This is a genomic window from Rhizobium sp. TBD182, assembly GCF_001950375.1.
Lineage (GTDB): Bacteria > Pseudomonadota > Alphaproteobacteria > Rhizobiales > Rhizobiaceae > Agrobacterium > Agrobacterium tumefaciens.
On the sequence record NZ_BDLN01000011.1, the window covers coordinates 75,545 to 98,269 of the forward strand.

The window sequence follows — 22,725 nt, forward strand, 5'->3', positions numbered from 1 at the left end:
ATGAAATCGGATATCGGACATCTTCCGCAGACGAAGCAGCGCGAACTGGAAAGGGTCGTCCGGATCATCCACGAAGAGTTCGCCGGCATTGTGGAGCGCTCGAAATCCGAAGCCAAGAAAGACGGGCGGATTTATAAAATCATCCTGTTCGGTTCATATGCCCGTGGCACCTGGGTGGACGAGCCGCACACGTCGAAAGGCTACCGATCAGATTTCGACATCCTCGTCATCGTCAGCAACAAGGAACTGGCCGATCCCAAATACTGGGACAAAGCCACTGACCGGCTGATGTGGGACAAGGAGATCGAGACACCCGTCGGCCTCATCATGCATGGCGCCCGCGAGATCAGCAATTTTTTGCATGATGGCCAAGCCTTCTTCGTCGATATCGCTCGCGAGGGTATCGTCCTCTACGAATTCGACGACCGGCAGTTGGCTGAAGCGAAACCGCTCAGCCCTGCCGATGCGCTGAGAGTGGCAGAGGAGCATTTCCGCAGGCATTTTCCTGATGCTCAAACCTTCATCAAGTTGGCAGGTTATGCCCTCAAGGATAACAATGCCAACATCGCCGCCTTCCAACTTCATCAGGCGGTCGAGACGGCCTACAACTGCTACCTGCTGACAGTAACAAACTATTCGCCCGCGTCACACAATCTCAAATTCCTCCGAGGCCTTTCAGAGGATCGTGATCAGCGGCTGGTCGACATCTGGCCACGCGACCATCAGCGTTTTACCGCATGGTACAACGTTCTCAACGAGGCCTACGTCAAAGCGCGCTATTCGAAGCGTTTCGAAATTTCCGAAGAGGCACTCGCCTGGCTTCAGGACCGAACGGCAGAACTTCACGCCCTGATTGAGGTGCTCTGCCGCGAGCACATAAACAAACTGCAGCAGGTAGCGACGTCCTGACCGCGGTGATGCAACGGCTGCCGGGATAGCGCAACCGCCTGGTTTTGGCTGGTTTCGCTCTTGAAGGGATCAGTACTGACGACCCGTTTTTCGGCCACGCAATAACGACGATTCGTCGGTCTTGCGCTCACATAATCTCGCCTCCGCCCGAATGTCATTCTTTCAGACGATCCACCAAACGCTTCATAAGATCCATTCGTTCGTGAAAAATCGCTACGATGAGGGCGGGAGCATCCTCACGAGGCAGACAAAAGACGTAGTGGTGCTGGCATCGCGCCATCCTTAACTCCGAATAAAGCGCACTCATATCCTTGAACGAACCTCTGCTCTCGGCAAGGGTTGCGATACCTCGCTCCAAACCCGAGACTAGCGGCGTACCTGCGCAGCACTCCATTGCGTATGTGTGTAGCGGATAACCGAACGTAGATCTGATTCCGCTTCCGCGGTAAGAATATAGGCAGTCAAACGCGACCCTCGGAAACCTCCTCGTCAAGGATCTCCCCTACAGTTTTGGTCGACAGTCTCCCGGCAAGCCCCTCATTGACGCGCATGTTCATCAACGTCTTCAACTCCTCCCAGGCTCGCTCTGCGTCTGCGTCACCGGGGAAGAGGCGCTCAAGCGCATACTGCTTGATTGTCTTGCCTTGCAATGCTGCCAGCGCCTTCAGGCTTTGATGTTGTTGATCCGTTATGTCGATCGTCAATCGGCTCATCTAACGCACGCCTAAACTGAGAAAACCCACATTAACACATATGTAGTTTTGTAGCCCCCACTTATGCTTGTCCGATGTCGCTTGGAGGGCTTTTCTAGTTCGGAGACTCTGATCCCCCTACCTTCCTCCGCTCAAGCACAATCCCTACCGATCAATGGACGTGTACGTTTAAGCTCTTGAAAGGACTCGAACCGGCGGTGCCAAATTCACCACTCCCCTAAGCCGTTGATGCGACACGATTTAAGAACCGGATAATATAGCAACATATTGACTATATTCAGAACCCACTGCTCGTGGATCGCGGCAGTAGGTTATCGAAACAGAGAGTCGTGCGGGAGCAAATTTAGTTGAACTCGCAGCTTCTGTGCGACGTCGTGGTACGACATCTCCGCATCTGCGTCGTCAAAATCGAGGGAATCGTCGGGTATAGGGTGGAACAACAGATGCCAGATGTTTGGCGCCGTGATTGTCCAAGACTTCATGTTCGAACTTCACTTTGACGGGATGATTGGTGTGGCTTCAGTTACATTGATACCGAGCCACTGTTCGCTGTGGTTTCGTAGGTCGATTCCAAAGGTGTGGTCGTACGAGAGCCAAGCAGCCGTCACCACCATTGTCCAAAAAATGCTAAAAAGCGAGCCCACTAGAAAATACTCGGCGAAGCCTTGTTCGTCCATTTCTTTGAAGCGCGCAACGGTCTTCAATGCAATCACTGCGGCAAGTATTTCCCAGCTATGTGTGATAATGCCAGTAGCGATTATCATCCGTTCTAGAGCTCCTATCCAGCGTCCAGCGCTGGTGGTAGGTCTCGGAAAATTTATAATTGAGGCCGTTAAGCCAGTAACTTTGAAAACGCCGCGGCAGACTATATTGCCAAACCAGGTCAGCATTACCAAAGCTATAGCTGTGTAAATGAGTGCGTGCACCACTTGTCGGCCCCCGGGAGTTGGTAATTATGGTCAAGCGTTTTCAAAGCTTCGTGAATCGCATTCCACTGGATCACGTACAGATCAAAGTCACCAGCGCTCCGAACTTTGTAAACATTGTGTACGCTCACGTTGCGGTCATGCGCTATTTCAGCAACCGATGCACCCCGCAGCAATCTGATAATATCGTCACGCTGTGCGTCCGACCACTTACGCTCGACGGCACTCAGAGTGGCACCATTGGCTTCAAGCATTGTCTCGAGAAGGGCATCATGCGGCACAGAAAATCTGTAGCGGTTAGGAGAGCGCTTTTCATTCAGCCGCTCGCGTGCTCGCGCAAAACCAGGCCCCATCATATTCCAAGCGCGTTCGTGATTGACCCGCGTATTGAGATCGACGGTACCGATCACAAACCGGCAGTCTATATTTCTTTGCATCAACTCGAAGCGGATTTCTCGCGCGGCACTGGCCGCTGCTACCAGTGAACTGACCAAGCCCTGAAATTCATCACCAAGCGTAATTGTGAGCGGTGAAACAATATCTGTAGTGAGAGCTTCATTCTGGCGATCAATCGCGGCATTGAAGTCGACATGTAGATCTAGGGTGTCAGTGTGACTTTCGCTATCAACGATATCACCCATGAGTACTGCGAAACGGGAAGTGGAAGGCAACATCATTCCTTTTTAGCACAACACCAAATCTGGGTCAATTTTTGAATTACCCCATAATTGGGTTAAAATCCATATTACCCCAAAAATGGTGGAGCGAGAAAGATGTATCAGAGGAAAACGCTGCTATAAAAAAATAATGGGCAGACCTGACAGTTCTAGACTGACCATCGATTCAACCACCCGTAAAGCAAATAAGCGATGGCAAATCCTCACAACTAATTCAAGCTCCGTTGCCGACGGAATGCCTGAATCGATCTACGGCTACGCTTGTTTGATAACGCTGTGCGCTCCTTGGCAAACTAGGTCCATTACTGCGATAATCCTGTACCGATGCTGGAGAATGCTTTGCCCACAAGATCTCGTTCCCATGAACTCGAAGATGAATCGATCATTAAGTTTCGCGCGGCTATTCCAGGACGTTGGGTATGTCGCGAAAAAAGCCGCGATTATGGTGTCGATCTAGAGGTGGAAATTTTCGCTGAAGATCGTAGAGCCACCGGGCTCATTTTCTATGTGCAGCTCAAGGCAACGGACGACCTGAGGCGCGAGCGCAAAACTACGATGGAGGTTGATCGCATCCAATATCTGGCCGATTTAGAGCTGCCGGCAGTAATCGTGAGATACTGCTCTGTTTCCGGGGGGCTTTTTTGGGTATGGGACTTTGACGCGGTAAACCAACTTGGTCATGCTACCACTACAGCAACAATTACTTTTACCGATGCGTGGTCTGATCGGACACCTCAAGAAGTTTCTCGCGCCTTGGCAATTCGGCGACGACTGAAAGAACGGCGACCCAATGAGAAGTTTGTATTAGCCGCTCAGTACCAGGTACCTTATTCTGCTGAATTGATGGCGTCCCAATCAGTGAACGACCTTCTCAGGAATCTAAGCTTCATTCAAACATTTGATGACGGATCGCGCGTTCCACTCCAAATTTCCTTACTCGAGGATAAAGTGGTTATCACAATGGGCCTTGGAAGCCTCACCGTGAATGTCGACTTCAAATCGACCAAGACCACAACACAAACGCTTGCCTACGCACTTGCCGCCGTTTTTTTACGAGCAGGCTTCACGGATCGCGCGGCGACAACAGCAAATTATTGCTTGTCACTCGTCGAAGACGAGATGGAAATACCTAGGGGACTAGCTCTATATGCTTGCGTTGCCTTGAAGGGTGAACCGCTAAAGGCCTCGCGGCTTGCGGTTCATGCTGGGCTCCACATTCAACAAGACGAAATATTTCTCAACTTCACATCCGAGCTTATTACATCACAATCTGCGGAGAAGGCGGAAATTGCGACGGCAATTCAAGATTTTTTTCTGCCTGCGATCGGTTCGGCTGCGACTGACGAAAGTCGCGGCGCAATCATGTATTCGATGGCTAACGTTAGGGCAAATAATCACGAATATGCGAAAGCCGTCGAAGCATTTAACAAAGCTCGGAAACTAAGACCTAAATATCTATCTTCTGACTATTTTTTGAAAGAATTGGGCGGTGCACTTTTCGAAGGCCGCCGATTCCGTTGCTCGGTGATTGCCTACCGCCAAGCGGTCGACCTATCGCCTGGTCCAAAGACTACTTTCTGCTTAGGTGATGCCCTGCTTTACAGCGGAAATCTAAGCGAGGCGTCAGCTAAACTCGCGTTATTGTCAAACTCAGATGATGCAATTTTGGCGGCACAAGCACGACTCAAGAGTTTGCTAGCCGACTGGTTTCTGGAGAATGCGATAGATATCAGCCTTGGAGATTCAAACGCCCTTCGCATGTATGTCGATGCAACCGATGATGTCGAGACAAAATTTCTAGCTGTGCTGGCCGCAGCCTTTGCAGAGAGATGGAATAGGTATCTCTGGTCATGGGCAATACAATTGTCTGTCTATGTGTCAAATATTCCGATCATCTCAGACGTAATAGTATGCGCACAGGAAGCATGCGGATCAGAGGCCTACGTGATGACACGAGAGCGAATGCTTCCTTTTGCTGCCACTCAGGAAGATCTCAAGCCTTTGGATGAAATAAGCATAAATGCACGTGACATGGTCGCATCGAGGCCAAGCCGACCCTACACCGCCAGATTACTCGATGGCGATCAGACTATAGTTTTCGAGCGCAAAATGTGAATATCTTGAAGAAGCAAGAACCAACGACAGTGTTACCATAAGGGTCAGAGCACAAAAAGTCCCTCGCGCGATTCAATGACTTGCTCGAATTAGTGACTAGGGTCATTCCTGACTGTCTCGCCCCGGGGATAAAGGGTCGAGACAATGCGCGTAAGTACGTCCCGACCATACCACCGCTCATTGAAGGCCAAGATGGAACGCAAAAATGCAGATGATCGATAGTGTATATGGCGACGGAGGCCGTCTTTGTCGAATTTGGTCAAGCTAGACTCCTTTCTCCGATTTGGTCAGCACTTTTCCGCGCCATCGATCAATGACGCTGTCGAAGTCAACGTGTCGCCAACCGGAATTCCATTCCTGAAGGTAATTCACGCTTCGCGAATGCGGTTCCGGAACTGGAAGTGCGAAATGGCCGACCGTGGGCATGAGGGGCGCGTCGCCTACTATCAAGAACTCGCCCTGCGCGAGATTAGGCAGCAAGTCACCCAGCCCGGCTGATAGGTCAGGAAGAAGAGATTTTACGTAGGTCTGATCGACTGCATTTGTCAGACGAAGGGAAATGAAGTTCGAACACTGCGAAAATATGGTCTCCGAAACCTCTGAAGGGCGCTGGCTGACCACCATTAAAGTCACCCCATACTTACGCCCTTCCTTAGCGATGCGCTCAATCGATTTCCTAGATGCATCGTACGCGGCACCACCGGAGCGCGGCAGGTAGTTGTGGGCTTCCTCGCAGACAACAAGAATGGGCACATCGCTGACGGCCCCCCCTACATGCCGGTTCTTGGAATAATGAAAACCGAAGTCAAAAATCATCCTCGAGATCAAGCTGACAACGATGCTCAGGACTTCGAAAGGTATCCCGCTCAAGTCGATTATCGAGACGTTCGACTTCGTCATGTAACCTACAAATTGCCGGACGACGTCGGCGAAGTCGCCGGTTGCCAAGTCCTCACCGTCCTCTTTCTTTGGATAAAAGAGGAACTGCAGTCTAGGGTCCGCTAAACGCGTGTGGAGGCGCAATATCATGCGATCGAATTCGCCGTTGAACGGGCCATTGGATGCTTTTGTAGCTGCTGCCTGCGAGGCTACGATAAATGACTGCACCGCGTCGAAATAGAGTTCATCCCGATCCGACACCAGGGTTTCGTTAGCGAGCTTCGGCTTACCTTCCCCCGCCAGCTTGCCAATAACCTCATTGTTCATGTTCTCCAGATAGGTCACGACCTCGTCGATCGAGAAGTAGACCGGCGTATCGAATGAAAGATTGGTAAGGGTTGGATTGTGCTTGCACTTGTTACGGACAACCGCGTGCCGGAACTGCGAAATCTGGTTGTGCGAGTTGTGCTCGTTGCTCTCGATGAAAATTTGTTCGAGTTCTTGCGCATTCATAAGCCAATACGGCAACCGCAGATTATCAACGCCTAGCAGGTTAAGTGTGAAGGCTTCGCCTGCCTCCAGATTAAACGCAGCCGCATATTCGGCATGGATGTCGAAGATGACGATATGCGAGTTCTTCTGCGCCGCCTTGTGGGCATTGGCTTTAGATTCGATACCTACGGCGGTTTGCAGGATCTTGGCGACGGCACAGGATTTGCCTGAACCGGTCGAACCGACTACCGCCACGTGCTTACTAAAGAAACGGTCACCGTCGATCTTGAGCTTTATGTCCGGCGAGATGCCCAAAGTCCCGAGGGCGAATGGAGACTTGATCTGGTGCGAGAAAATCCCCTCAAGCACTGCTGGAGGGGTTACATAAGCATATTCTGTGGGGACCGGTAGCGAATGGGAACCGCGAGAAAACTCACCATCTTCTGAAAGCGTACCGATCGGCTGAGTGTCAATCTGAAAACGAAAATTTCCGGAGATCCCGTCAGAGCCTTCCTCAGAATGCACCTCAGAAGAAGGACCCAGGGAGCGCCTTTCGACGTGGGTCGCCCGCACCCCCGTTATGGAGGCTAAAAGATACAAATTGTTCCCAGAAGCGACGAGTAGGTATTGGCCTACTCCCAGCATCGACTTGTACTTCTCGAAATCTTCGGCCGAGGAGATCTCTATACGAATGAGCGAAGGCGAGCTGTCGGTCACACTGCCGATTGGGGTCCCAAGGTCAGGCATAGTCGCTCCTTAACTGTAAAATGTATTCGAGATCAGAAAGGCGTTCGATCTTGAAGCCATGGACATTTACATCTTCGTGCTTCCATTCGTCGTCGGCGACGTTGATCAGGAAAAGCTCGTCGGGTCGCCGTTGTGGCCCCCCGATGACTTCATCGCGCTTGGCTAGACGCAGGCTGAATTCCATCCTGAATGGGTTGCGGATGAGAATGGGCCGTCGGAACAACTCTTTGATAATAACATCGGTCCCGCCGACCTTTCCGGTTTCGCAGCGAAGGCCGGCGTCGTAAAGACGTTTTTGCAGGACGCTTAAGTCGTAGTCGCCAGTCAGCATGAATAGCGGCGGGTTCGAATGAAGGTATTTACTGCTGTAACGCTGGACGAACGCCTTGATAAATCGGACAATGTCGTCGTCGAAATTCTCGATCGTGAGCGGGTTGATGACAAAAACGCGCCATCGAGAGTTGTGGGCCAGACAGGATCTGAGGCTCTTGCGCAGGCTGGAGAACATTCTTCCCTTGGTCGCGAGCTCTCGCGTCCAGCGGGTGAACGTCACTCGGCGAACCTCTCGTAGGCCAGCCAGAAAAGTTTTAGGCTCAACCGTTCGGTCGTTGACGTCAGACCGCGTGGCAAGATCCACGATACGTTGGATCGCATTCGGGAAGATCACGGCATCGATGTCGTCGGGATCAAACCCCTTGTCCTTGAGGGAGGCGAGCACAGCGACCTGTAAATCCTCTGCGGATGGCCCGAACTCGATGGCAAAGCGATCCAAAAACGCTTCATAGTCTACGCTGGTATCGATGCGCGCCACGATCGCCCTCAAGACTTCACCTTTGGTGGACAGAACCGTCTCAAGGTCATCCTTGGTAAGAGCCTTGGTTCCTGACTCGCCAGGAAAATGGCAAAAGAGGCGATAGCTCACATGCAAATCCGTGCCCGAATTTTTGGAAAAGTGCTCGAGCATAAGCAGAATGGGCTTGTAAATCTTACCCAGTGTGTATTTCTCGGCCTGTTCGTGATATTTACACTGGACGGCCGTGGTGAGACCCGCGGCGATGACGTCTACGTCTTCGATCGCGCCCTCGATGGTGATTCTAGCGCCGTCGCCTGCTGCCAGGATTTCCGACAGATACTTTAGGAATTGGTAGAGATAGCCTTTTATAGAGTACTCTGCAGTCCTAGCCATTTATGCCCTTCGTCTCCGTGTCGGCCAGTCCCGCAGATCGTGGCCGCCCTTTGCTTCTACGCGTAAAAGCTGCACATCCAAACTAGCTGACCGTCGCGTCAGCTTTTTGATCCGCCCGCCAAGCATCGAAGCTATCGCGCGACCTGTCTGTCAGGAGTGATGAAAATAAGTCCGGATCAGCTGCATAAAGGCAGTGCCTCATGACAGTGAACGGATTCAGTTGAGTAGTATCTGCGCGGGCCTCGAAGTCGGCTTTGTACCGCCGCACTTCGCCTATCGTCTCTCGCAGATAGTAGTTGAATTTGCCCCGGCTGATGTCGGGTTTAAGGTCGATCACCTGCTGGGTGAAACCATCTACCTTGTGGGGCTCGAACTCACGCCCCGGGAAAAAATGCTTGGCGATCCGCAACAGGCTGAATGCGTTGAGTGGGGCATATCGACGAGGCGCTGCGTCGACAACAGCTTCGGTTTCGGCAGGAACGACTGCCGATTCTTCCTCGATCTCGGCGTAGGCATCGGTTCGCTCGATCTCTTCAGCGGTCCCGTCCCGAATGGCCCGAAACTCCCGGTCCGCCAGTTCGAACAGGGCGGCGAGGGTATTGATGCGCCGTTTTAGACCGTTCGGGATCGACTTCTTGTATTTGATTTTGTGATCGAGAATACTCCACGAATCCTGCACAACTGTCCGAATCTGAAGTTCAAATGGAAAGTTCGCATAGGCGGCATACTCCTTCAGTTCCCTTCGACTTTCGCTCAAGCGCAGATCTAGATGCAGGCCCTTGTATCCGAAGGCATCCGCCGTCTGCTCCATCTGCGCCGTCTTGTCGGTGACACCCAGCACATCGAACTCGGCCGATATGAGCCCCTTCACCCGCTCGACATCGTCCCCATAGAAGCAGACGATGCGCAGCCCGATCAGATCAGAAATATGGTCTCGAATGGCGTAAGCCGTTTTCGAGCTTTCAAGCGCGGTTTGATACTTCAGCCGAAACTTGCTTAGGCATTCCTCGCGTTCCTTGATCCGCCCTTCGACCTTCGCGCCTGCAATCGCTGCATCGGTCGCAAGAAGCGAACGTATCATGGTGATGAAGGCGTTCCGGGCCGCTTCCATCGTATCCCGCGAGCTGTCGTAGAAGTCGCGAAATACGACTTTCTCAGTTTCATAATCCTGCGACGGCATAATATCCCCCAGCTTCCCGCCGTAACCCTACGTTGATATTTGCCCGAAGTGAATATTAGTCGAAGATTATCATTTATTTCTGACGCGGAAATCTCTCCCTGTGATTGAGCCACGTCATAAGTGTTTAAACAGCAATATTCAGCGAGACAAAATTGCTGGAGAACGCGCAATTCCTCGGTGCGACGGCGCTCCAGTAGCCATCGCTTAGAATATCGCCTTGTGTAGCGGGCAGCCGCCTTGCGAGATGATCGTGGGAGATCCGAATCTGGGCCAGGAAGTCGTCAGCAAAAGAGCGCGATAGCGTCCTCTCGGTTTGGCAACTCCGCGGCAAAAAATGTTGTGAGGCAGCTGGCGGATGGCGTGACTTTCGAGTTTCAAGCCAGCAATGTGCAAATATAGATTGCCAAGGAGGACAGTCCAATCGCAAAGATCGAGAAGCAAAGCGGATTTACGCCGACGGAGCAACATCTGTCGAAGCTGGCGGATGAGACCTTTCTCGATCTGTGGTCTTGGCCAAACGTCTTCAAGAAGCCAGGACAGGAGCTCTGCGACTTACTGGTCGTCTGCGGTGATGATGTCATTATTTTTAGCGACAAATGCATCAATTGGAGCGATGCCTCTGTCGAGACGGCATGGCCACGCTGGTACAAAAGAGCTATCGCGGACTCCGCCGGTCAAATCCGAAAAGCGGCGGCCTGGCTGCGCAGCAAGCCCGATGCACTTTTCCTAGACGCAAAATGCCAAAATCCACTTCCGATCCGCCTCCCGCCAATTGATCGGCGAAGAGTACACGGCATCTGTGTCGCCATGGGAGCTGAAGCGGCAGCCTCCAAATATTTCAACGATCCGGATGGCACATTCCTGATCCTGCCTCACCTCAGAGGTTCAGACCACGTCAACTTTCAGTCGGAACTACATCGACCATTCTCGATTGGCGACGTCGATCCTGCAGGACCGTTCATTCACGTATTCAATACGATCGCCCTAGGTGTCGTCATGCGAGAGCTCGATACGATCACCGATTTTACTCGCTACCTTGCAGCGCGTGCCTCACTGATCCGATCCTCGACGCTGCTGGCATCGCCGAGCGAGGCGGAGCTCGTCGCGAATTATCTTCAGACGATTCGAAAGGACGGGTCTCATGATTTCCCCAACAGCACGGACATTAAAGGTGCATCAGGGAATGAAAAGCTCTCCTTTGTGCAAGGAGAGTATGCATACCTGGTGAGGTCTCCGGAGTATCAGCGGCGTCTTGCAGCAAATCGGCCGTCTTACCTGTGGGACCGGTTGATTAAGCTATTCACGGCGGGAACGCTGAACGGTACCCAGCACCAGCTATTCGATGAGGTTCCAACGGTGGGTTCCTCGGAGCGCGCGCTCCGCATCATGGCCAGGGCTACGAGACTACAGCGCCGTCATTTCGCACAGGCACTTAGCGGAGCGATCGAGACCTGCGAGGAACAAAAGGCAGCACGATATGCAAGAGTGCTGATATCGTTCGATCCGTCGACAAACGATAAAATGGCCTATGTTTTCTTGGTTATGCGCGAAACCGACACCATGAGTGTCGCTGAATTCAGACGTATGAGGGCTTCGATCCTCCAAGCCTACTGCCTATCTGCGTTGAACGACGATAAAGAATTAAAGCTCTGTGTTGGCATTGCCGTCAATGCACAGTCTGATCGCGGTGCATCGGAAGAGCTGATTGCTCTGCAACAGCAAGACTGGACACCAGAGTTCTTGGAGATATTGCAGACCGCCAAGCATCAGTTCGACATATCCCTAAATGCTACCATGCTCAAAACCCGCATGGTCCACCAGATGGAATTCCCCGCAGATCCCAAATTCTCGGGAATGTCGCGACAACAGCGGAGGGCACTTGAACGTCAGCTGGTAAAACAACGCAGTTGATCGATACGGCGAGAAGCGTGCTGCAAGGGTCTTAAATCTGGCCCTGCGTCGGCGCTGTTTTCCTCTCGCCGGAAGCGCATGGTATGCATGCCGTTCTGTCGCTCGTCGCGGTTCGCGCAGGCGTGTCCATCGTCCCGGAGAGCATGGCAAGCTTTTGGCCGAATCGACTTGCATATCGCGCAATAGCCGAGCCGGAAGCAGCTCTCGATCTGTCTTTGGCCGTCAGCGAGCCAAACCCGCGAGTACGGCATTTGTGAGAATAGCAACGAAGCTGACAGGTAGCTTGGACATTGACGCGACATTCTGCTTCGGCTCATTGCGGTAATTTACACCGCCGAAAACAGTAACGTAGACGCGGCATCTTTCTCGTCACCATCACTAGTCTGGACCACGAGCGCGTAAAAATGAACAGTTTGGAATACCTGGCCCAAATCAAACGCTACTTCACGCAAGTGATCGTCGAGATCAAATGCAACAATGCATGCGACCATTTCGACATCAACAAAGTTGCTGAGAATTTCTTCATACCCATCCTTTCAATCATCTTCAACTGTCCCGACATCGAGAACCAGAACGTCATCCGCCCCAACTTTCCCTCCGTTGATCTGGGATCAAAATCGAAACGTTTGTCGTTCCAGGTCACGTCTGACCCGTCGAGCGCAAAGGTCGTGTACACGCTGGAGAAGTTTCGCGAGCATTCCCTCGAAAAGGAGTTCGACGAGGTCTACATCCTCGTAATTACCGAGAAGCAGCGTTCGTATACGTCCGAGGCTTTGAAGAAGGAAGTTTCAAAGCATTCGATCGCGTTCGATCCCGATGCCCACATCATCGATTACACCGACCTGATTGCGCGCGCCTCCGCTCTGCCCGTTGAGAAGCTATTGGAGCTTAGCGAGGCTCTTAGAGCGGAATTCAGCAGATATTCAAATTACGAGAAATTCAAGGGTGACCTGGACGCGTTCTTGCAGTTCAGCACCTTGAAGATCGAGGTGGAGAAGAACACGAAAAAATACATTCCTTCAATCTTCATAGAGCCAACCAAGACAAAAGAAACCACGCGCATATTTGCCCATCCGGTTTTCTTCGGTCGAAAGATTGAAGACAAACTTCGGGAAATTAATTTTGATAAGCTCAACAATCATCTCGAAAAAGTCGGCATCGAAACTTTTCAATCGGAAATTTGTCCCGTTTCCGACGCCGACTTTCCCAGCACGCTGAAGGACGTTTGCTCGCACCTACAGGATCGCCGACGCCGAATTGCGCATGAGGCGAACCGCGTTAAGCCTCTGGGCTTCGAGCCGAAAGAAACTCGTGGTCGGTATGAGGTCGCACCAGAAAAAACCGCGATATATTTTATGCTGAAGTTCCCTATCGAGGGCTGTGCCAGCTCGATTGAATGGAAATATGATGAAGCGCTGCAGTTAATAGGAACCGCCGAAGCCAAGTGCTTATTGATCACGAGTGCAGCTGGTCAGGGAAAAACGAACTTCATCTGCGATTTGGTCGAGAACCAGTTTGGAAAGTTTGGCATACCGTCGGTTTTCATCCCGGCAAGAGAGTTGAACAAGTACGCTCATCCAAACCGAATTCTCTCCTTCCTTAGCCAAAATCGATATCTGCCCGTCAGGGACACCGTGCAAGGAGTGCTGGAGATATTTGACCAGGTAGCAAGCGGCGTCCAGATGCCTTTTGTGATCGCTATCGATGGGATCAATGAGGTTAAAGATCTCGATGGGTTCCGGGACGAGCTCTCCGACCTCCTGAGCGCTGTCGCTCAGTATGACTTCGTGAAAATCATCATCACGTGCCGAACTGAGTTTTTTGATAACAAGTTCTCTAAACTGATGAACGAGCCGTTTTCGGGGTCAATTATCCGAATCAAAGACCTTAAGGCTGAGATGTCAGACGAGAGCTTGGAGCGCATGCTGGCCTCGTATCTCGCACACTTCAAAGTAGACGCTGACCTTTCAGGCAGCGCCGCCGCTTTCCTGAAGAGCGACCTGCTGTTGATGCGAATTTTCTGCGATCTGCATGAAGGCAAGGCCCTCGGACACGTGGCGGATATTTACAAGATTAAGCTTTATGAGAGTTATCTTTACCGGAAAGCGGAACAGCTGCCAAAGCCGCTCAGAGCTGAATTTCTTCCGAGCCTCTATGCTATCGTCGGCCAAATGCTCCGTGAGGATCGCTTCCATAGCGTAAGCGTTGCTGGGTATTCGAAGGATCAGTTGGAGGTGATCGACCTCTTGATTGCAGAAGACATTATTCTGCGCCGGGAGCCTGCGGAAAAAACGTTAGAGACCATGTTCGACGAAACAGTCTCTTTCACTTACGACGAACTGAGAGATTTCGTTATCGCGTTTTACTTGGTCAACCGGGTCGGAAAGGCTGATTTTTCCGAATTCTCGGGAGTTGTAGACCGGCTTCGGAAGCTCCAGGTTTATGAGGGCGTATTTAAATACGCATACCTGTTGGCTCGTCAAAAAGGGGAAAAGCAGGTGTTGGAATTCCTCGAAGCGGCCGAGGACTTCGATATTCACTATTCGATCGCTATCTCGACGCTACCGCATGAGTACCAAGACGACAGTGACCGTGAGCGGGTAATTGAGTATCTCTCGACCCTTCGGAAGCGAGAAATTGTCCAACGTATTGGATCATTTCTGTTCCATCGCGACGCCCCAGATCAGATTTTGAACACGCGCCTGCTTCTGGAGATCATCAATAAACTTGAGGATGATCAAGCTCCAACCTTTTTCTATCATCTCTTCAATACAAGGGCACATGTTCCGAGCTTTGAGCGGGACGCGATAAAGGATTTTCTCTCCTCTTGGAACAAAAATATCGGTGTAAAGGAAGATTTTGATGACATGCTCGTCTTTGTTATTCAGCTATCGTTTCTTGCGGATGCTGGTTTGAAATATGACCTGCGTGAGACATTGGATGCCATACGAGCTAGCGGCGAATTCGAGCACTGTTTCGCTTTTGTGGAGCAAGCCAAATGTGGGCGAATGGCGGCCTTCGCGCGCGCTATTGAAGGAATGAAAATTGAGAAAACCGAGGTGAGCGAATGAAGGAAAGGAAACTGATCTTGCCTCTCCCTACAATTCCCTCGCGGTCCGAATTCTTCGAGATGATGTCAATTAAACCGGGAGGTCTTGCTGCCCAGTTGGTTCAGGATGTCTATAAGGTTCTCTTCATCTATTCGGTTGACTTGAAAGCTGAGTACCGGCGTTACTACAGCGTGGAATACGACCAGTTTTCCGACTATTTAAAACTCTGCCACGGTGTACGGATGCCCGAAGCTGATGAAAATCAGACGTACATTTTGCACGTAGGCAGATTACCGCAAATGCTGGATTCGGAACAAGGCGGCACGTACCTGAAACCGGTTATGGCTGCACTGCGAAATTGGAGGACAAGTCATGAAGCTTAAGATGGACTTTGTTTCGAACAGTTCCTCTACGTCCTTTATCTACATCTCGGATCGACAATTCACGAGGGACAGCTTTTTCGAAGCGATTGGGGCCAGTGACGAAGGCCCAATAGGCGAACTCTTTTCTTCAATGTTTGACGAGCTCAATGATGCCATTTCTCGGGGCGACCGGATCACCAGCGTCGAAGGCGCAAACTCAACTCGCGATTTCGACCTGACACCCGAAGTCCTCGACCGTATAAAGAACGCGATTGCGGACGGTACCCCGGTTATTCGTGGGGGATTGAGCAGCGATGGCGCTCTGGCGGAGTCTCTACTCTGCACGACCATCTTCGAGATCGATACTGACGGCATTTTCATCAACGCGTACCCCAGCTACTGGTAGTTCAATGCTGAAAGTAAATCGCTACAGCGACGAGGGTTACTCGACCTTCTTCAACACGAAGACCGGCTTCTTCGCGCGCGTCGAGGATAAAGGAATGCCGGAACCGTTCTGGTCGCCTCATGGTCCAGAGTTGATGGACATATCTATCACCAACTGGTGCGACAAAGGTTGCGTGTTTTGTTATAAGAAATCGACCAAAGCTGGCCATCACATGAAGCTGGCGAACTATAAGCATGTTATTGATTCAGCGGCCAATATGGGGACTTTTCAGGTCGCGTTAGGTGGAGGCAACCCCAATCAGCATCCTGACTTCGTCGATATCCTGCGGTATACGTATGAAAAAGGGATAGTTCCGAACTATACCACCAACGGCCGAGGCCTAACGGACGAAATCTTGGAGGCGACCAAAAGCTACTGCGGTGCCGTGGCAGTGTCTGCGTATCCGCCCTATGATGAGACGGCGGCGACAATACGGCTGCTTACCAAGTTCCAGATCAAAGTGAATATCCACTTCATCCTTGATGCGGACAGTGTGAACACGGCTATCGACTGGATGACTGCGCCACCGGAATTCCTTGGAGGGATCAATGCGCTGGTTTTCCTGAACTATAAGCCGGCCGGCCACAAAGTTTTTGAATCGAAGTTGGCGCGCCACAGCTCACGGCTTGATGAATTCTTCAAATTGGCCACCTCCAAGGAATCTAAACTCAAGGTGGGGTTCGACGCGTGCTGTGTCAGCGGCGTATTCGGCCGTACAACCACGAGCTCGACAGTTGTAGACGCATGTGACGCGGGACGGTTTTCGCTTTTTGTAGCGGAGGATATGCGCGTTTATCCATGCTCGTTTCAAAGCGGCCTCGCTGAAGGGGACCTGTTGTCGGCGGATAGGCCTCTGGAAGATATTTGGAGGAACTCACCTAACATGAAGGGTTTCCGAGACTACTTCCGCTCCGACCGATGTTCTGGGTGCAACCATCAGAGCTCCTGCATGAATGGCTGTCCCATATTCGAAGATCTGGTCGTCTGCGGTAATCGGTGAATCGACATCGGCAACAAGAATGGTCGCATTATCCTCAGTTTTTATACTTTTGATTACTAAAACTAGATCAAACTTAGTCCCATTTCTGGTCGTTTAAGGACACAATCTTAGCGAACTGTAACTTCCGTCAGAGGGCCCCGAGCTTCGCCTTCCAATATCTGGAACTTCACGAATGCGACCTCCGCGGCCGTTTGATCGATTTTTCCCGTGAGGGCCTTATGCGGGCTCATGCAAAGCGGTTCGGCGATCGTCAATCCAGCTTTCAGATCGTCAAATTCTCCTACGAGACGAGACCAAAGCTGATCGGCGTATTCTAGCGCGAGCAATCTGTGCTCTGCACCATTGCTGGCCGCCTCCTCTAGAGCTTGGCGCTGGCGTTGGAACGAGTCGATAATCTGAGAGAGAACCTCGTCTTCCTCAGCATGAAGCGTGACCACGCCTCGCGCCAGGAATATCCCGGAAGCTTGCAGGCTGGCTGCAAACAACTTCTCAAAATTCTGTACAAGAACCGTCGATACGAAGGGCATATCTATATGCTCACACCATTCCTCTTCGAATTGAAGGTCAGGAAGGGTCAATTCAGAGGTCGGATTCATCGCAAGTGGCGCGATAATTTTGCTATTGATTTTCGGCACGATCCTGAACATCCAATCCCTTTTGAGATATTCGCGACCGAGAGCTACCACCGCCTCAAAACCAGAGTTGTAATCGTCAAAATTTTCCACGCTAACAAGTATGGCCACCTCTTTCGCTGGCCAGAACGCCGAGTATTTATCAAATGGTCTTGTGATGCATTGAACGTGGATACCCGACTGCCGCAATGCCGATTCCAGCCCGCCCAATACCTCGGTCATACGCTGTTCTGCCGCAGTGCGTGAACGCCGAGCGGTTGTCTGAACCGCCTTTCCGAGATCAGCTCTACCGGCTACTTTTATAGCCGTTTGAACGGAGACCGGAGAGCTGTCCTCCCCGAACTCCCGCAAAATCGATGCTACATCGGCGAGACGCCGCGCCAAGGATCGCAATTGATCCATTGGAGGATTTGGTACTGTACGCCAGATCGCAGAGTTTGCATGCGAGCGGGCTTGCTCGGCGAGGTCTGCGGCAAAAGCTGCAGTGGCTTTCACACCAGATTCCGCCGTAACCTTATTCATCCGGCCTATCAGATTGCCCAGAATGCCGGTCAACAATGCGCCAAGGGTATCGCTTATCGATTCCGCGGTCGATCCGGGAGGTGACAATTCCTTGGGTCCGGCATAAGCAAGGTCGTTGACACGGCCGAGTATGTCATTCACTCCCTCTGCTAGGACCTGGGCGTCCTTGACTTGTTTTCCCTTGATCCATGTTTCGGAGAAGGTGCGAAAAATCTTCTCCGTCCTAGCCACAAGATCTGCCATTTCACCAGCATAGCTGGTCAACGTCCCAGCCGATGATCTTGCCGTGACGATCTGATTAAAGGCCCTATTCCAAGATACGCGCGAGGGAGCGGGAATGTTCTCTCTCGGCATATTCTTTGACCAGGTCGCATAGGCACCGACGCGAATGGGCGCCCCTTCAGCATTGACTGCATCCGATGCCGCCGCCTCGGAACTGGGCGTTAAAGCGATCAAGGTGTCGCAAATATCGCAAACCGTCTTATGCGGTTCGGTCTGAAAATCTTCGGCGAGCAGAAACCAGTTTGATCTGATCGTCCTGCCATGCTTGCCAGCTTCAAAAGCCGGCTCGGTTACCCAAGGGGTTTGACGATGGAATGCAGCCAAAAGTGCATCCTCACCACCGAATGATTTCACAAGCGAAGCTGCCAGATGGGGATCGATATGGTAAGCGGCAGCCAACATTGTGGACAGTTCCTTGATGTCCGGCTCGCCGTCTCCGGCAATTTCCGGCGCCATCGTTATTTTTATCGGGGTGCCGCCATTGAGGGGAGCCAGAGACGCAAACAGCTTTGCGGCGTCCCGAAGGCTCGTGCAGGGCGGAATCCCGACTCCCGTCGGTAACAAATCAAGGCATTCTCCTCTCAGGTCGCGTTTCGGGGCCGCACGAAAAGCCAGAATAGATTTTTGAAAACGGTCCCAATTTTCGTTTCCAGATAGTTTGGGGATGTCGAGTTTAGGATCTGAAAACATCGCCGCAATAGACCAGTTGGCCTTTGGAACGCCGTGCTCTTCCAACACAGCTATGAATGTCCGGGCATGCTCTTCGAGACTAGCCAGTCCGAGCCCATCCAGGGTTGCCGACCAATACTCGAAATCATTCGACTGATGGAGCGTTTGCGCAATTTGTTTCAGGGCCTCCGTCACCCCCGCATCGTCCAGATCGCTGAAGAGAGATCGGACAATCTGCGGCACCGTCCCGATTGATGCGGCTCCGAGGCCTTTCCAAAGTGAAACCGACGACAGATAAACGGCTTCGTCGTGCGAAGCCTGAAGAAGAGCAGCCGAGCGGAGCGCGTGCAGGCCGCCGAGAATTCCAGGACGGCTTTCGCGGACAAGATGCTCGTCCATCAAACGCCGCAGGGCCCGGCCAACCGTCGTTGCAGGGATGCCCAGACAACCCACAAGCCTCGCTACCTCAATCTCTCCGTTTCGGGAGAAGATTGCGGACGTGCATCTAATGATGGAAAGTTCATCTTCCCGGCCTTCACGTTCGCGCAGACGAATCTGATCTGTGACTACTTCGCTGAGACGATGGCCTTGCGTAAGAATGTGAACATATTCTAGCATAAGGCCATTAGATTGCTCGAAGGCTTCGCGCCAGTGCTCCCAACTGGTTTTCGCGTCCGCTCGCAGTTTCGTCCAGACTGTTTCAGCCAACTGCCCGTCCAGTTTCACATCAACGATGCCGATTTCAGACCTAGCCGTAAGGAGTTCGATGTTTTCGCGCCGTGCCGATGCAAAGAGATAGACGCCTGGAGCAGCCCTCAAATCCTGGGAAAGGACATTCCACAAGTCAGCGTTGCTCGGGTCTAAATCATCGAATACCAATCCGATTAAATTCTTATCCGAAGGACGGCGTGAATGGACAAAGCGCATTAACGCCGCAACATCGTTGACGGTGGCCGACGAAGAGACCTGCAGCCAGCGAACTTCGCCTGCGAGCGCGCCGGCCGCAAGCCAGAGCAGGGCCGACTTTCCGGCGCCGGACGGCGCCGAGAGAACCACCTGACGACGGGCGCGCAACGCCTTTATGATGCCGTTCGTCTCAGAAGGGCGCGGCACAACCAGCCCCGCCGCAATGTGACCCGGCTGCACTTTGGTCCCGAGGTAAAATCCCGGTTCATTGAGAGGAGTCGTGAAATCGACACCTCTGAGCGTACCGGAGAGCAGCGCGTCATCGATCGCAGAAGGATCCTGAGCCGCGAGCAACTCGTTGATGCGTTTTTCAATTTCCGTCGGTGAAAGGCGGCGCCTGTTTTCGTATGAAGCGGCGGCATTGAAAGTGGCGGCTTCCGCAACCAGCCTATAGATGTCGCTGGCAATACCTTCCACGATTATTTCCGCAACGCGCAGTTTGCTCGAAAGCAACTCGATGATTTCTGTTTCGGGTGATTTACAGACAATGACGTCGGGCAAGTCCGGTTCGAACAGAGCCTCTAACGATTTCTCGGAGACGCCTTGGCGATTTTGTTCGAGCGCAACGACACAACGCGCGTTGATTTGGGCGCCCGACGTTGCCTTTACTGCCATCGTGGCCAGTATATCACGGACCTCGCTCTCTCCAAACGAACCTTCTCTACGCGATTTAACTTGAACCCGGACATGGCCGGCCTCGAGCTCAATAACGCAGTCCTCGAATCCCTCTGGAACGACGAAGCCGTTCGGAGCCAGCCCGGCCCACTGCCTTAGCGCGATCAATGTCACGATAAGGTGCTGGTAGTGAAATCCGCGATGCGCCCAGGCGCCGCTACGCGATTTCTTCCATTCATTTGAAAGCTGTTCTTCTGTCATGTCCGGAGATTTGCATGACTTACTCGGTCTTCAAAGGCCTCACATCATATCTCCACTCCTTCCGGCCAGCGGAACGGCCTGTTTAGATAATTCCCCAAGCCCGAAACCTCCCCCTCCCCGTCATCTCCCGCAACCCCAGCTCCAAAATAATCCGCCGCGCCGCCTGCGGCGTCACATCGAGCGTCTTCGCCACCATTTTTGCCGACACCAACGGTTTGGCCATCACCAACTCAACCAGCTCCGGCAGTTTTGAAGATGTCCGGCGCCCTTCCAGCTTCCGCTCGAACAGTGTCCGGGCAAACGCCAGCCGGTCATGTTCTTTCAATCCGATCTCGGCGGCCGCGATCAGTCCGTGGGCGATGGCCAGCATCCGGGTTTCCCGGTCGCGATGCCGACGACGATCGACTGGAATGGATTTCAGGCCGGTATTGATGGCGGCGAGATGGGCACCGGTGGTAACGCCGGTCTGGCGCAATATCGACGCGGCCAGCGGCCGGCCAAGCCAGGGCGCATGCTGAAGGACGGACAGTTCGTTCCAGGCATCGAGGGCAATGATGGCCTGCAGCACCGCCGGCAAGTCTTGCGTTTGTCGCAACACGCTTCGCCATTCTTCCAGCCGGGCGTCCTCGTCCCAGTCCAGATCGTAGATCATCGGATCTTTCTCTTGGCCGCCGCCACGGCCAGGCCGTGTTGCATTCTCGATCGCCGCTTCCGATCGGGCCAGCACCGCATCGATAGCGGCATAATCGATGCCGGGGAGATGTTCGATGTCGTCGGCGTCTTCCCCCTCGCCTTCCGGATCGTTCGCGACCGCGCGCCGGATGGCATCAGCGGGCGTCGCCTCGTCAGCGTTGACTGACGTGATCTCCGAGGTTTTTCGCAGTGTCCGAAGTCCGTCGGCCGATAGCGCCCAGCCAGGCAACTGGCCAGCAATGCGCCGACGCGTGCGCAGGACGTCGCGGGCGATGGTCAGCTCGTGGGTGGGTGTGCGAATATCTCTGACATGGTCGTGGAGGACGAGGTCTTCGAGATGGACGAGTTCGCCGTCGATCCACAGCGAGGCGCAGGCATCGGTGAACTGGGTGCGTTCGACGAAGCCCTGCCCGACCGGTGAACGGGCGATACGCTCGTCCAGACGCGTAAGCGCGATACCGGCGTCGAAAGCCGGCCGCATCAGGGCGCTCATGCTGATTTTTGCGAGATCGTAAGCCATTGAAATCATGGTAAATGAGTTCTTAAACGAACTCTATCAAAATATTGCGGTTCCTCACATGGTATGATTGGTAGTTGAACTTCTAACCATCGATAAGTACCTCTTATCAATGGTAGTTGATTTCGCGGCGCAAATCGAGGAAAATCGGGGCAAATCACGGTCCCAGCGGCCGCCGAAACCTGCGATTCTGGAGCCTCTCGTGGCTAAAGCGAAGACATCACAGACGTCCGTCGAGCGGCGCGCCGAAGAGCTCGATACCATTGCGTCCGTCCTGCCGCTCGAACGCCGCGACGAGCTCGCCGAGCTGTTGACCGATCAGGACATCGAGACGCTGCGCCATCTCGTTAATCAGGGCATGGGCGACAATACGTTGCGCGCACTTACATCCGACCTCGCTTACCTCGAAGCCTGGGGGTTGGCGACCACCGGCAGTTCTCTTCCCTGGCCCGCACCGGAAGCACTACTGTTGAAATTTGTCGCCCATCACCTCTGGGATCCGGAAAAGCGCGCAACAGATCCCGACCACGGCATGCCAGCTGCGGTCGATGAAAACCTCCGGCGCCAGGGTTTTCTGAGATCCGTCGGCCCACACGCACCATCGACGGTGCGCCGGCGGCTGGCCAACTGGTCGACGCTGACCAGGTGGCGCGGCCTCCATGGCGCCTTCGCCTCCCCTGCCCTTAAATCAGCCATTCGTCTGGCCGTGCGCGCCGTTCCGCGAACCCGGGCGCGCAAGAGCGCAAAAGCGGTCACAGGCGACGTTCTGGCAAAGCTGCTTGCGACTTGCGAGTCAGACAGCCTGCGCGATCTACGCGACAAGGCAATCCTGATGGTGGCCTTTGCCTCGGGCGGCCGGCGGCGCAGCGAGATCGCCGGACTGCGGATTGAACAGTTGGTAATGGGGTTTGGGGAGCAATGGAACCAAAAACCAACGTAAGCCCTACCAACGCTTTTCGGTGTCTTCTTCCCAGGC

At 52.9% G+C, this 22,725-nt stretch carries 15 protein-coding genes and 2 pseudogenes; 8 read left to right on the forward strand and 9 right to left on the reverse strand.

Annotated elements, in window-relative coordinates; translation table 11 throughout:
* Positions 1 to 909 (forward strand): nucleotidyltransferase and HEPN domain-containing protein, encoded by a 909-nt coding sequence (locus T18_RS23815; protein WP_038496290.1) that lies wholly within the window; start codon positions 1 to 3, stop codon positions 907 to 909.
* Between the two features lie 154 nt (positions 910 to 1,063).
* Here T18_RS23815 and T18_RS27960 read toward each other — a convergent pair.
* From T18_RS27960 to T18_RS23835, 4 genes and pseudogenes are all read right to left on the reverse strand, one after another.
* Positions 1,064 to 1,374, reverse strand: a pseudogene (locus tag T18_RS27960) (type II toxin-antitoxin system RelE/ParE family toxin).
* Positions 1,371 to 1,622: an antitoxin gene (locus tag T18_RS23825; RefSeq protein WP_038496287.1), complete on the reverse strand. Its 252-nt coding sequence runs from the start codon at positions 1,620 to 1,622 to the stop codon at positions 1,371 to 1,373. The pseudogene T18_RS27960 and the gene T18_RS23825 overlap by 4 nt, the downstream one beginning before the upstream one ends.
* Positions 1,623 to 2,113: 491 nt before the next feature.
* On the reverse strand, positions 2,114 to 2,386 hold the full coding sequence (locus T18_RS27295; RefSeq protein ID WP_205756810.1) for a hypothetical protein: 273 nt from the start codon (positions 2,384 to 2,386) through the stop codon (positions 2,114 to 2,116).
* A gap of 134 nt (positions 2,387 to 2,520) precedes the next feature.
* The gene (locus T18_RS23835) at positions 2,521 to 3,189 is read right to left on the reverse strand and encodes a SatD family protein (RefSeq protein ID WP_205756809.1); all 669 of its coding nucleotides are present in this window, start codon (positions 3,187 to 3,189) and stop codon (positions 2,521 to 2,523) included.
* A 360-nt stretch (positions 3,190 to 3,549) separates the two neighbouring features.
* On the opposite strand from T18_RS23835, the gene T18_RS23840 reads away from it, so the two are divergent.
* On the forward strand, positions 3,550 to 5,340 hold the full coding sequence (locus T18_RS23840; protein ID WP_038496277.1) for a DUF4365 domain-containing protein: 1,791 nt from the start codon (positions 3,550 to 3,552) through the stop codon (positions 5,338 to 5,340).
* A gap of 264 nt (positions 5,341 to 5,604) precedes the next feature.
* On the opposite strand, the gene T18_RS23845 is transcribed toward T18_RS23840, so the two are convergent.
* The 3 genes from T18_RS23845 to T18_RS23855 all read right to left on the reverse strand — a co-directional run bounded on the left by T18_RS23845 (position 5,605) and on the right by T18_RS23855 (position 9,824).
* Positions 5,605 to 7,458 carry an ATP-binding protein gene (locus tag T18_RS23845; protein WP_038496274.1) on the reverse strand — a complete coding sequence of 618 codons (1,854 nt, stop codon included), beginning with the start codon at positions 7,456 to 7,458 and terminating at the stop codon, positions 5,605 to 5,607.
* Positions 7,451 to 8,644 carry a hypothetical protein gene (locus T18_RS23850; RefSeq protein WP_038496271.1) on the reverse strand — a complete coding sequence of 398 codons (1,194 nt, stop codon included), beginning with the start codon at positions 8,642 to 8,644 and terminating at the stop codon, positions 7,451 to 7,453. Before T18_RS23850 ends, T18_RS23845 begins: the two co-directional genes overlap by 8 nt.
* Positions 8,645 to 8,726: 82 nt before the next feature.
* Positions 8,727 to 9,824: a GTP pyrophosphokinase family protein gene (locus tag T18_RS23855; RefSeq protein WP_038496268.1), complete on the reverse strand. Its 1,098-nt coding sequence runs from the start codon at positions 9,822 to 9,824 to the stop codon at positions 8,727 to 8,729.
* Positions 9,825 to 10,631: 807 nt separating this feature from the next.
* On the opposite strand from T18_RS23855, the gene T18_RS23860 reads away from it, so the two are divergent.
* The 5 genes from T18_RS23860 to T18_RS23880 all read left to right on the forward strand — a co-directional run bounded on the left by T18_RS23860 (position 10,632) and on the right by T18_RS23880 (position 16,592).
* Positions 10,632 to 11,735 carry a hypothetical protein gene (locus T18_RS23860; RefSeq protein WP_038496265.1) on the forward strand — a complete coding sequence of 368 codons (1,104 nt, stop codon included), beginning with the start codon at positions 10,632 to 10,634 and terminating at the stop codon, positions 11,733 to 11,735.
* Between the two features lie 404 nt (positions 11,736 to 12,139).
* Positions 12,140 to 14,806, forward strand: coding sequence for an SMEK domain-containing protein (locus T18_RS23865; RefSeq protein WP_038496262.1), 2,667 nt, complete (start codon positions 12,140 to 12,142; stop codon positions 14,804 to 14,806).
* Complete coding sequence (locus T18_RS23870; protein WP_038496259.1) at positions 14,803 to 15,168, forward strand: hypothetical protein; 366 nt, start codon at positions 14,803 to 14,805, stop codon at positions 15,166 to 15,168. Before T18_RS23865 ends, T18_RS23870 begins: the two co-directional genes overlap by 4 nt.
* Entirely contained in the window at positions 15,158 to 15,553 is a 396-nt protein-coding gene (locus T18_RS23875; RefSeq protein ID WP_051489734.1) for a hypothetical protein, read from the forward strand. Before T18_RS23870 ends, T18_RS23875 begins: the two co-directional genes overlap by 11 nt.
* A gap of 4 nt (positions 15,554 to 15,557) precedes the next feature.
* Positions 15,558 to 16,592 carry a radical SAM/SPASM domain-containing protein gene (locus tag T18_RS23880; protein WP_038496256.1) on the forward strand — a complete coding sequence of 345 codons (1,035 nt, stop codon included), beginning with the start codon at positions 15,558 to 15,560 and terminating at the stop codon, positions 16,590 to 16,592.
* Between the two features lie 107 nt (positions 16,593 to 16,699).
* Here T18_RS23880 and T18_RS23885 read toward each other — a convergent pair whose 3' ends face one another.
* Both T18_RS23885 and T18_RS23890 read right to left on the reverse strand, forming a co-directional pair.
* Positions 16,700 to 20,539, reverse strand: coding sequence for a hypothetical protein (locus T18_RS23885; protein ID WP_038496253.1), 3,840 nt, complete (start codon positions 20,537 to 20,539; stop codon positions 16,700 to 16,702).
* An 82-nt stretch (positions 20,540 to 20,621) separates the two neighbouring features.
* Positions 20,622 to 21,761: an RHE_PE00001 family protein gene (locus T18_RS23890; RefSeq protein ID WP_038496250.1), complete on the reverse strand. Its 1,140-nt coding sequence runs from the start codon at positions 21,759 to 21,761 to the stop codon at positions 20,622 to 20,624.
* Between the two features lie 190 nt (positions 21,762 to 21,951).
* On the opposite strand from T18_RS23890, the pseudogene T18_RS23895 reads away from it, so the two are divergent.
* Positions 21,952 to 22,653, forward strand: a pseudogene (locus T18_RS23895) (integrase); the annotation flags it as partial.
* Positions 22,654 to 22,725: the final 72 nt, after the last annotated feature.

What these genes read in the sequence shown, in the direction of transcription:
- T18_RS23850 (WP_038496271.1), bottom strand. Translation starts at nt 8,644, where the DNA reads ATGGCTAGGACTGCAGAGTACTCTATAAAAGGCTATCTCTACCAATTC.
- T18_RS23840 (WP_038496277.1), top strand. Translation starts at nt 3,550, where the DNA reads ATGCTGGAGAATGCTTTGCCCACAAGATCTCGTTCCCATGAACTCGAA.
- T18_RS23885 (WP_038496253.1), bottom strand. Translation starts at nt 20,539, where the DNA reads ATGACAGAAGAACAGCTTTCAAATGAATGGAAGAAATCGCGTAGCGGC.
- T18_RS23845 (WP_038496274.1), bottom strand. Translation starts at nt 7,458, where the DNA reads ATGCCTGACCTTGGGACCCCAATCGGCAGTGTGACCGACAGCTCGCCT.
- T18_RS27295 (WP_205756810.1), bottom strand. Translation starts at nt 2,386, where the DNA reads ATGATAATCGCTACTGGCATTATCACACATAGCTGGGAAATACTTGCC.
- T18_RS23865 (WP_038496262.1), top strand. Translation starts at nt 12,140, where the DNA reads ATGAACAGTTTGGAATACCTGGCCCAAATCAAACGCTACTTCACGCAA.
- T18_RS23870 (WP_038496259.1), top strand. Translation starts at nt 14,803, where the DNA reads ATGAAGGAAAGGAAACTGATCTTGCCTCTCCCTACAATTCCCTCGCGG.
- T18_RS23855 (WP_038496268.1), bottom strand. Translation starts at nt 9,824, where the DNA reads ATGCCGTCGCAGGATTATGAAACTGAGAAAGTCGTATTTCGCGACTTC.
- T18_RS23890 (WP_038496250.1), bottom strand. Translation starts at nt 21,761, where the DNA reads ATGATTTCAATGGCTTACGATCTCGCAAAAATCAGCATGAGCGCCCTG.
- T18_RS23815 (WP_038496290.1), top strand. Translation starts at nt 1, where the DNA reads ATGAAATCGGATATCGGACATCTTCCGCAGACGAAGCAGCGCGAACTG.
- T18_RS23825 (WP_038496287.1), bottom strand. Translation starts at nt 1,622, where the DNA reads ATGAGCCGATTGACGATCGACATAACGGATCAACAACATCAAAGCCTG.
- T18_RS23860 (WP_038496265.1), top strand. Translation starts at nt 10,632, where the DNA reads ATGGGAGCTGAAGCGGCAGCCTCCAAATATTTCAACGATCCGGATGGC.
- T18_RS23875 (WP_051489734.1), top strand. Translation starts at nt 15,158, where the DNA reads ATGAAGCTTAAGATGGACTTTGTTTCGAACAGTTCCTCTACGTCCTTT.
- T18_RS23880 (WP_038496256.1), top strand. Translation starts at nt 15,558, where the DNA reads ATGCTGAAAGTAAATCGCTACAGCGACGAGGGTTACTCGACCTTCTTC.
- T18_RS23835 (WP_205756809.1), bottom strand. Translation starts at nt 3,189, where the DNA reads ATGGGTGATATCGTTGATAGCGAAAGTCACACTGACACCCTAGATCTA.